8 protein-coding genes are annotated in these 6234 nt (G+C 71.0%); 2 read left to right on the plus strand and 6 right to left on the minus strand.

The features are described 5' to 3' along the window. Positions 1-7: 7 nt before the first annotated feature. Positions 8-769, plus strand: coding sequence for a TolB family protein (locus ACWCSD_RS17340; RefSeq protein WP_449915979.1), 762 nt, complete (start codon positions 8-10; stop codon positions 767-769). Here ACWCSD_RS17340 and ACWCSD_RS17345 read toward each other — a convergent pair. The 6 genes from ACWCSD_RS17345 to ACWCSD_RS17370 are packed head-to-tail and all read right to left on the minus strand — an operon-like array spanning position 717 to position 5203. Next, positions 717-1304: a flavodoxin family protein gene (locus ACWCSD_RS17345; protein WP_397164497.1), complete on the minus strand. Its 588-nt coding sequence runs from the start codon at positions 1302-1304 to the stop codon at positions 717-719. The genes ACWCSD_RS17340 and ACWCSD_RS17345 overlap by 53 nt on opposite strands. Further along, positions 1305-1787, minus strand: coding sequence for a flavin reductase family protein (locus ACWCSD_RS17350; protein WP_352352263.1), 483 nt, complete (start codon positions 1785-1787; stop codon positions 1305-1307). A gap of 37 nt (positions 1788-1824) precedes the next feature. Next, entirely contained in the window at positions 1825-2751 is a 927-nt protein-coding gene (locus ACWCSD_RS17355) for an ABC transporter substrate-binding protein (RefSeq protein ID WP_449915984.1), read from the minus strand. Between the two features lie 40 nt (positions 2752-2791). Further along, positions 2792-3484 (minus strand): ABC transporter permease, encoded by a 693-nt coding sequence (locus ACWCSD_RS17360; protein ID WP_352352265.1) that lies wholly within the window; start codon positions 3482-3484, stop codon positions 2792-2794. Further along, the gene (locus ACWCSD_RS17365; protein ID WP_352322038.1) at positions 3481-4158 is read right to left on the minus strand and encodes an ABC transporter permease; all 678 of its coding nucleotides are present in this window, start codon (positions 4156-4158) and stop codon (positions 3481-3483) included. Before ACWCSD_RS17365 ends, ACWCSD_RS17360 begins: the two co-directional genes overlap by 4 nt. Next, entirely contained in the window at positions 4151-5203 is a 1053-nt protein-coding gene (locus ACWCSD_RS17370; protein WP_352352266.1) for an ABC transporter ATP-binding protein, read from the minus strand. The genes ACWCSD_RS17365 and ACWCSD_RS17370 overlap by 8 nt, the downstream gene beginning before the upstream one ends. 263 nt (positions 5204-5466) lie before the next feature. Between ACWCSD_RS17370 and ACWCSD_RS17375 the strand changes: the two genes are divergently transcribed. Further along, a complete protein-coding gene (locus ACWCSD_RS17375) occupies positions 5467-6231 on the plus strand; it encodes an RNA polymerase sigma factor (RefSeq protein ID WP_449915989.1) in 765 nt (254 codons plus the stop codon). The last annotated feature ends 3 nt before the right edge of the window (positions 6232-6234 follow it).

Here is a 6234-nt window from a genome sequence, read left to right on the forward strand (position 1 = left end):
ATCTTGTATGCTCCCTGACCACGGGGGCATGATCGTCAGCGTCTCCCCGGACGAGCACTGGCAGGTGAAGCTGGCCCACCACGCGGGCGGCGCGCCGAAGGTGACCTTCCTGGACCGCCGGTCGGGCAAGGAGAGCGAGGTCGAGCTGCCCGTGCCGGAGGACCCCGAGCGGGCGGGCCAGTACCTGCAGACGCGCTGGCCCACCTGGTCGCCGGACGGCCGCCGCCTGCTGCTCAACGTGTTCGAGCCGGGCGGCGAGCCGCGTTCGGCGGGGATCGTGCTGATCGACGTGCCCTCGCTGGAGGCCCGGTTCGTCCGGATCGAGAAGGCGCTCATCACCATGGGCGGCTTCCAGTGGACGCACGACGGCAAGGGCGTGGTCGTGCGCTGGGGCAAGAACGGCTCCTCCGCGGTCCGCCGCTACGACCTCACCGGCGCCGTCACCCGGACCTGGCACGTGCGGGGACGCCCGGCCGCCTCCGGGCTCGGCGCGTTCAGCCCGTCGGGCCGCCGCTTCGTCACCGCCTGCACCTCGCTGGAGAAGGCCGCCTGCGTCTGGGACACCCGGACCGGCAAGGCCGTCACCCGGATCAAGCTGGCCTTCAGCCCGGTGTGGGGCCCGACGCTCGGCTGGTACGACGAGCGGCACCTGCTCGCCCCGGTCAAGGACGGCGTGGGCGTCGTCGACCTCACGGGCCGGGTCGTCGAGACGCTGGTCAAGGCCGGGAAGAAGACGACCCTGTATCCGCACTTCGAGCGCCGGGGCTGAAGAAGGCCGCGGCCCGTTCCAGGGCGCCGGTGTCGCGCAGGATGTCGCCGGGGCGGTTGGCGTAGCCGATGAGCGCGCCGCCCCACGACCCGAAGTACTCCGCCGACAGGCGCAGCGTGCCGATCAGCGGATCGGCCACCGACTCGTCCTCCTCGCTGATCGTGGTGACCGCCCAGACGGTCTTGCCCGCCATGCGGGCCTTGAAGTCGTAGCCGGGGACGCGCATCCAGGCCGACCAGTGGTCGAGGTAGAGCTTGGTGGTGGCCGAGACGCTGTACCAGTAGAGCGGGGAGACGATCACCAGGTCGGTGGCGTCCAGCGTGGCCTCGGCGAGCAGCTTCTCCGCGCCCTCGGGGACGGGGTAGAGGCCGTCGCCGGAGTGGCGGATGTCCCGGAAGGGCGGCAGCGGGTGGTCGTCGAGGCGCAGCCAGCGTTGCCCGACGTCCGGCGGCAGCGCGGCGGCGGCGTGCCTGGCCAGGGTCTCGGTGTTGCCGTCACGGCGGTTGCCGCCCAGGAGGAAGAGGAAACTGCGCATTCAGCATCCCATCGGCCGGTAGCGGGCGCGCAGCCGTACCAACGGCTGGAGCGCGGGGGTGACATAGGGGACGGCGAGCACCTGGGCGACGAAGAGCGTGTGGTCGCCGGCCGGGACGACCTGGGTCGTCTCGGCCTCCAGGGCCGCCACACCGCCCTCGACCACCAGCGCCTCGGTGTGCGCCCCCCGGTGGTGGGGGGTGCCCGCCAGCAGGAGGCGGGCGCTGGGACGGCCGGCGGTGGCGAAGCGGCTGGCGATCGCGGCCTGGCCGGAGGACAGCAGCGAGGCCGCCCACCGGTCCTGCCGGAGCAGCACCTCGCAGAGGTAGCCGCGGGAGGCCAGGCTGATCAGCACGAGCGGCGGCTCGGCCGAGACCGACATCAGCGCCGACACGGTCACGCCCAGGTCGTCACGCCCGTCCCGGACGGTGATCACCGCGACGCCCGCGGCCAGTTGCGCCATCGCCTCCGTGAACTCGCTCACAGCGGAGACCTCCGGCCGGAGGCCCCCGCCGCGGGCGTCAGGCGAGGCCGTTGGAGGTCAGCCATTCCTTGGCCACCGTGGCGGGCTCGTCCTTGTTGACGGAGATCTTCTGCATCATGTCGAGCAGGGACTGGGTGCTCAGCTTGGCCGAGATGCCGTTGAGCGTGGTGCGGATCGTGTCGTTCGCGCCGGACTTGAACAGCAGCGGCGTGACGTTCTGGGCGGGGAAGATGTTCTTGGTGTCCTGGAGCGGCACCAGGTTGTTGGCCAGCATCTTGGGGTCCGTGGTGAACACGTTGCCGACCTGGATCGAGCCGTCCTTCAGGGCGTCGGCCGTGGCCGGGCCCTTCGGCTCCCACTGCTTGAACTCCAGCCCGTAGACCTCCTTGAAGCGCGCCTCCCACCGCTTCTTGAACTCGGGCGGGCCGCCGACGACCATGTTCTTGGAGACCTTGGCCAGGTCCTCGATGGTGTTCAGCGACTGCTTGGTCTGGGTGTCCTTGGTGACCGAGAGGCTGTCCTTGTCCTCGGCCGGGGAGGAGTCGAGCACTTCGAGCTCGGCCGGGAGCTTCTCCTTCAGCGCCGCGTTGACCTCGTCGGTCGTCGAGGCGGTGTTCTTCAGGTCGACGAAGGCCAGCAGGTTGCCGTTGTACTCCGGAACGATGGTCAGGCCGCCGTTCTTGACCTGGTCGTAGACGGCCTCGCGGCTGCCGATGCGCGGCTTCTCCTCGACCTGCACGCCCTTGGCCTCAAGGGCCTGGGCGTAGATCGACGCGAGCAGCACGCTCTCGTCGAAGTCGAAGGAGCCGATGACGGCCTTGCTTCCGGCCGCCGAGGCCGAGCCGCTGGGCGCCGCGCTCGTGGTGTCGAGCGGGTTGCCCCCACCGCCGCTCCCGCCGCCGCAGGCGGCCAGCGCCAGCGTCGCCGACACGAGCACCGCCGCGGTGCCGATCATGCGTCTCATGTGTGAATTTCCCTTCTAAAGCGGCAGGTAATACCGGAGACTATCGAACCTTCAGTCTCTGGCTCACCCCCGGCGAAACGGTCACCCTCTGGATGAGGGCGAACACGATCTGCACGACAAGCGCGAACAGCACAATCAGTACTGAACCCCCCACAACGCTCGCATAATCCTTGGTCGCGAAACCGTCGATCACGAACCGGCCGAGCCCGCCGAGCCCCGTGTACGCCGCGACCGTCGTGGTGGAGACCACCTGGATCGCCGACAGCCTGAGCCCGAGCAGGATCAGCGGCAGCGCCACCGGGACCAGCACCCGGCCGAGCACCTGCCCGCCGCGCAGCCCCATCCCGTACGCCGCGTCGCGCAGCTCCGGATCGACGCCCTTGATGCCCTCGTAGGTGTTGACCAGGATCGGCGGCACCGACAGCAGCACCAGCGGGATGATCACCGGCCAGATCGAGGACGTGCCGAGCAGCAGCACGAACAGCACCAGCAGGCCGAGCGTCGGCAGTGCCCTGGCCAGGTTCGCCGAGATGACGACCACGACCTCGCCTCTGCCGGTGTGGCCGATGGCCAGCCCCAGCGGCACCGCGATCAGCATCGCCAGCACCAGCGCCAGGGCCGAGAACTCCAGGTGCTCCAGCAGCCGCGCCGGGATGCCGTCGGGGCCGGCCCAGTTCGCCCCGGTGCCGAAGAAGTCGGCCAGCCAGCCGAAGAACGAGCCCAACCAGCTCACGACGTCCCCTTCCGCGCGCGCACCCAGGGGGTGAGCAGGCGCTGGGCCAGGACCAGCAGGCCGTCGGCGACCAGCGCCAGCGCGACGATCAGCACGATGCCGGTGACCACCGGCGGCATGAACGGGTTCTGGTAGGCCCGGGTGAACAGCCCGCCGAGCCCGCCCTGGCCGATCAGCGCGCCAACGCTGACCAGGCTGATGCTGGAGACCGCGACCACGCGCAGCCCGGCCAGCACCACCGGTGTGGCGATGGGCAGCTCGACCTGCAGCAGGCGGCGCATGGGCGTGAACCCCATCGCGACGGCCGACTGGCGCACGTGGTCGGGCACCGAGTTCAGCCCGTCGACCACGGCCGGGATGAGCACGGCCATGCCGTAGAAGGTCAGCGGGATGATCACGGTGGTCTGCGACAGCCCGGTCACCGAGATCAGCAGCATGAACACCGGCAGCGACGGCAGCGCGTAGACGACGTTCATCAGGCCCGAGGTGGGCTGGTAGAGCCAGCGCCAGCGCACGCAGGCCAGCCCGAGCGGCAACGCCAGCACCAGCGCGGCCAGGATCGGCACCAGGGACATGGTCAGGTGGTCGGTCAGCAGGTTCCTGATGCTGTCGGCGCGGCCGGTGTCCCAGTTGCGGGCGATCCACTCCCAGATGCTGGGCGGACCCTCACGCATCGGCGGCCTCCGCCAGCGCCTCGTCCAGGGCCTCCCTGGTGGCCACGCCGACGACCCTGCCGTCCTCGTCCACGGCGACCGAGCAGCCGGAGGGCGACAGCAGCGCCGCGTCCAGGGCCGAGCGCATCGAGTCGCGGCCGAGCACGAACGTCCCGTACGGCTCCAGCTCCTCGGGCCGCGACCCGGCGAACCAGCCCACGGGCCGGTCGTCGTCGGTCACGACCAGCAGCCACGGCTCGTCGCTGGCCGCCCGTTCGCGCACGGTCAGGTCGGTACGCAGCCGCAGCCCCTTCGTGGAGATGAACTGCAGCCGCCGGATCCCCCGGTCATGGCCCAGGAACTCGCGGACGAAGTCGTCGGCCGGCTCCGACAGCAGCGTCTTGGGGTCGGCGAGCTGGGCCAGCCGCCCGCCGACGCGCAGCACGGCCACCCGGTCGCCGAGCTTGATCGCCTCGTCGATGTCGTGGGTGACGAACACGATGGTCTTGTTCAGCTCGGCCTGCAGGCGCAGCAGCTCGTCCTGGAGGCTGGTGCGGACGATCGGGTCGACCGCGCTGAACGGCTCGTCCATGAGCAGCACGGGCGGGTCGGCGGCCAGCGCCCTGGCCACGCCCACGCGCTGCTGCTGCCCGCCGGAGAGCTGGAAGGGATAGCGGCCGGCGAAGGCCGGGTCGAGGCCGACGCGTTCGAGCAGCTCCATCGCCCGCGCGCGGGCCTTCTTCTTGTCCCAGCCCAGCAGGTACGGGACCGTCGCGATGTTGTCGACGATCTTCCGGTGCGGGAAGAGGCCGGCCTGCTGGATGACGTACCCGATGCCGCGGCGCAGCGTGGGCGGGTCGATGCCGCTCACGGGCACCCCGTCGAGGAGGATCTGTCCCTCGGAAGCGTCGATCATGCGATTGATCATCCGGAGGGACGTCGTCTTCCCGCAGCCCGAGGGGCCCACCAGCACGGTGATCTCGCCGGTGGGCGCCTCAAGGGAGAGGGCGTCCACGGCGGTGGTGCCGTCTGGATAGCGTTTGGTGACAGCGTCGAATGTGATCACGCGTGACCTCTCGCTCGATGGCAGGGCCGCGGCCCCCCTGCCACGACCGCCGCATGATCTCGGTGGCCCACAAGACTACGGCGACCCTCACCCCTGTGTCCCCACGGGGGACGGCTTAAACGTTTCACTGACCAGGGAGATTTACCGGAATTTCCGATCAAGTGGTGCGCCGCACCTGGGTGAGTTGGCATGATTACCTCCACAAACTCCAGACGCGTACCCCTCACCTCAGCGTCCGCACATTTAGCAAGAGGATCGGCCCCGTGTCCCAGCCGCTCACCGGTCAGCGCCCCCGCACAGAACTGATCGCAGAGCTCTACGACCGCCATGCCGCCGGGCTGTTCGCGTACTGCGCCGACCAGCTCGGCGATCCGGGCACCGCGTCCGACGTCCTGGCGTCCGTGTTGTCCGGCGTCCCCGACGTCGCCCCGCCCCGTGCCGCCCTGTACGCCTACGCCCGCCGCCAGATCCGCCGGCGGGACGTCGTCTACGCCCCGCCCGTCGTGGACCCGCTCATCGACCCGGCCTCGGCGCTGGTCGAGCGCGTGCTGCGCGAGCTGCGCCCGCAGCAGCGCGAGGTGCTGGTGCTGTGCGCGGTGTGCGGGCTGAGCCGGGCCGAGCTGGCCTGGGTGCTCGACGTCGCCCCCGACACCGCCGACGAGCTCGCCTTCGGGGCGGGCCACCGCTTCCGCGAGGTCCTGGACATGGCCCTGACCGCGCTGGCCGGCGGGCGGGCGCCGAAGCCGGTCGCCGACGTGTACGGCGCGCTCGCGGTCGCGCCGCTGCGGGACGTCCTGGGACGTCTGCCCTGGCCGGAGCCGCCCGCGATCCTGCGGGTGCACTTCGCCGGATCGGTGCCGGCCGAGCCGGGGCCGCTGTTCGTCAAGCCGCTCTGGCCCGCGCCGCCGCAGTGGCCGCTGCCGCTCGCCGAGGCCGACCCGGCGACCAGCACCGGGATCTTCCCGGCGGACCTGCTCGCGCCGCCGCTTCTGGCAGGGCTCGCGCGAGGCGTTCGCCACCCTGTATGAGTG

The organism is Nonomuraea sp. NPDC001684 (genome assembly GCF_053596515.1).

Coding starts and splice junctions, on each gene's coding strand:
- ACWCSD_RS17340 (WP_449915979.1), top strand. CDS start 8: ATGCTCCCTGACCACGGGGGCATGATCGTCAGCGTCTCCCCGGACGAG.
- ACWCSD_RS17345 (WP_397164497.1), bottom strand. CDS start 1,304: ATGCGCAGTTTCCTCTTCCTCCTGGGCGGCAACCGCCGTGACGGCAAC.
- ACWCSD_RS17365 (WP_352322038.1), bottom strand. CDS start 4,158: ATGCGTGAGGGTCCGCCCAGCATCTGGGAGTGGATCGCCCGCAACTGG.
- ACWCSD_RS17355 (WP_449915984.1), bottom strand. CDS start 2,751: ATGAGACGCATGATCGGCACCGCGGCGGTGCTCGTGTCGGCGACGCTG.